This is a genomic window from Paucibacter sp. KBW04 (genome assembly GCF_003852425.1).
Lineage (GTDB): Bacteria > Pseudomonadota > Gammaproteobacteria > Burkholderiales > Burkholderiaceae_C > Paucibacter_A.
Genome location: NZ_QAJN01000026.1, coordinates 14223 through 17272, shown reverse-complemented (window position 1 = coordinate 17272; position 3050 = coordinate 14223). Strand labels below are relative to the sequence as shown.

The 3050-nt window shown below is 58.5% G+C and carries 2 protein-coding genes; both read right to left on the bottom strand.

All coding sequences use genetic code 11. The features are described 5' to 3' along the window. Positions 1-206: 206 nt before the first annotated feature. Complete coding sequence (gene fusA / locus DBR47_RS24265; protein WP_124455052.1) at positions 207-2309, bottom strand: elongation factor G; 2103 nt, start codon at positions 2307-2309, stop codon at positions 207-209. A gap of 69 nt (positions 2310-2378) precedes the next feature. Further along, positions 2379-2849, bottom strand: a complete 471-nt coding sequence (gene rpsG, locus DBR47_RS24260; protein ID WP_102766012.1) for a 30S ribosomal protein S7 — start codon at positions 2847-2849, stop codon at positions 2379-2381. Positions 2850-3050: the final 201 nt, after the last annotated feature.

Below are 3050 nucleotides of genomic sequence, written 5' to 3'. Positions count from 1 at the left end.
ACGTTGACGTGCGGCTTGGTGCGCTCAAATTTACTCTTTGCCATTTGGTTTACTCCAAAAAGAACATGAGCCAGTCTGGGGGTTTAGCGTTTCCGTGCACTCTTTGATTCCCGCCGACTGGCAAACGGGAAGAGCCTCACGAAGACGATTCAATTCAAACGAAGTGAGAGGACAACGGCCCTGAGACCCTCATCCTCTCAAATCCATCACTTGCCGCGTGCGGTGATGATGGCTTCAGCAACGTTCTTAGGAGCTTCGCTGTAGTGCTTGAACTCCATGGTGTACGTTGCACGGCCTTGCGTTGCGGAACGCAGAGTCGTCGAGTAGCCGAACATTTCCGACAGGGGGACTTCGGCCTTGATGACCTTGCCACCGCCGACCATGTCGTCCATGCCCTGCACCATGCCGCGGCGGCTGGACAGATCGCCCATCACGTTACCTGCGTAGTCTTCAGGCGTTTCGACTTCCACAGCCATCATCGGCTCCAGGATCACCGGCGAAGCCTTGCGGCAGCCGTCCTTGAAGCCCATCGAAGCGGCCATCTTGAAGGCGTTTTCGTTCGAGTCCACTTCGTGGTAGGAACCGAAGGTCAGCGTGACCTTGACGTCCACCACCGGGAAGCCGGCCAGCACGCCGTTAGGCAGGCTGTCGATGATGCCCTTTTCAACGGCGGGGATGAATTCGCGAGGAACCACACCGCCCTTGATGGCGTCGACGAACTCGAAGCCCTTGCCCGGCTCTTGCGGCTCAACCGTCAGAACCACGTGACCGTACTGGCCCTTACCACCGGACTGACGAACGAACTTGCCTTCGACGTCGCTTGCGGTCTTGCGGATGGTTTCGCGGTAAGCCACTTGCGGCTTGCCCACGTTGGCTTCCACACCGAACTCGCGCTTCATGCGGTCAACAATGATTTCCAGGTGGAGCTCGCCCATGCCGGAAATGATGGTCTGACCCGATTCTTCGTCGGTACGCAGACGGAAAGAAGGATCTTCCTTGGCCAGACGGCCCAGGGCGATACCCATCTTTTCCTGGTCGGCCTTGGTCTTGGGTTCCACAGCCTGCGAAATCACGGGCTCGGGGAACACCATCTTTTCCAAGGTGACGATGCTGTCGGGATCGCACAGAGTTTCACCCGTGGTGACTTCCTTCAAGCCCACGCAAGCAGCGATGTCACCGGCCAGAATTTCCGAGATTTCTTCACGCTGGTTGGCGTGCATCTGCAGAATACGACCGATACGCTCCTTCTTGCCCTTGATGGGGTTGAAGACCGAGTCGCCAGACTTCAGCACGCCGGAATACACGCGCACGAAAGTCAGCTGACCGACGTAGGGGTCCGTCATCAGCTTGAAAGCCAGGGCGGCGAACTTTTCGTTGTCGTCGGCCTTGCGGGTCGTCGGCTGGTCGTTCTCGTCGGTGCCAGGCACAGGAGGAACGTCGACGGGCGAAGGCATGAAGTCCAGCACGCCGTCCAGCATACGCTGCACGCCCTTGTTCTTGAAGGCGGTACCGCAGAACATGGGCTGGATTTCAGCAGCCAGCGTACGGGCACGGATGCCTTGCAGGACCTCGGCGTCGCTCAGCTCGCCGGTTTCCAGGTACTTGTTCATCATGTCTTCGTTCGACTCGGCTGCGGCTTCAACCAGGTTGTCGCGCCACTTCTGAGCTTCAGCCTGCAGTTCAGCAGGGATCTCACGGTAGTCGAACTTCATACCCTGGGACGCTTCGTCCCAGTAGATGGCCTTCATGACCATCAGGTCGATCACGCCCTTGAAGTTTTCTTCGGCGCCGATCGGCAGGACGACGGGGACGGGGTTCGCCTTCAGGCGAGCGCGCATCTGGTCGACGACCTTGTAGAAGTTGGCACCGGTACGGTCCATCTTGTTGACAAAGGCCAGGCGAGGCACCTTGTACTTATTGGCTTGGCGCCAGACGGTTTCCGACTGGGGCTGCACGCCGCCCACGGCGCAGTACACCATGCAAGCACCGTCCAGGACGCGCATCGAGCGCTCGACTTCAATGGTGAAGTCCACGTGTCCGGGGGTGTCAATGATGTTGATGCGGTGCTCGGGGCGCGAGGCGTCCATGCCCTTCCAGAAGCAGGTCGTGGCAGCCGAGGTAATCGTGATGCCGCGCTCTTGCTCTTGCTCCATCCAGTCCATGGTGGCCGCACCATCGTGCACTTCACCAATCTTGTGGTTCACACCGGTGTAGAACAGGATGCGCTCGGTCGTCGTGGTCTTGCCAGCATCGATGTGCGCCGAGATACCGATATTGCGATAGCGCTCGATGGGGGTCTTGCGTGCCATGTTGTCACTCCAAAAGGCAGGAGCCGCCAACGGGTCAGTAGAAACCCGAGGCGGCCGATTCGAGGGGATTTAGAAGCGGAAGTGCGAGAACGCCTTGTTGGCTTCGGCCATGCGGTGAACTTCGTCACGCTTCTTCATGGCGCCGCCGCGGCCTTCTGCGGCCTCGAGCAACTCATTGGCCAGACGCTGAGACATGGACTTTTCGCCACGCTTGCGAGCCGACTCTTTCAGCCAGCGCATGGCCAGAGCCATACGGCGGACAGGACGAACTTCCACGGGAACTTGGTAGTTCGCACCGCCAACGCGGCGTGACTTCACTTCGACCATAGGCTTGACGTTGTTCAAGGCCACCAGGAACACTTCCAGGGGATCCTTGCCGACCTTCTTTTCGACTTGTTCCAGGGCGCCGTAAATGATGCGCTCTGCAACAGCCTTCTTGCCCGATTCCATGATGACGTTCATGAACTTGGACAGATCGACATTGCCGAACTTGGGATCCGGCAGGATTTCGCGTTTGGGTACTTCGCGACGACGTGGCATGGGAATCTTCCTCTTGCTTCAGTTGGTGCGGGGCAAATGCCCTTTACCGCTGGACGAGCACCGAAAGCATTCGCTTTATTTGGGCTGTCCACTTACTCGGCTGCTACCAGACCTGGGGCCTAGCACAAACCGCTAAACATCCTGCGCGAGCTGCTCCTGAAAGGATAGAGCCTGCGCGTGACAACTGCTTGTTGATTACTT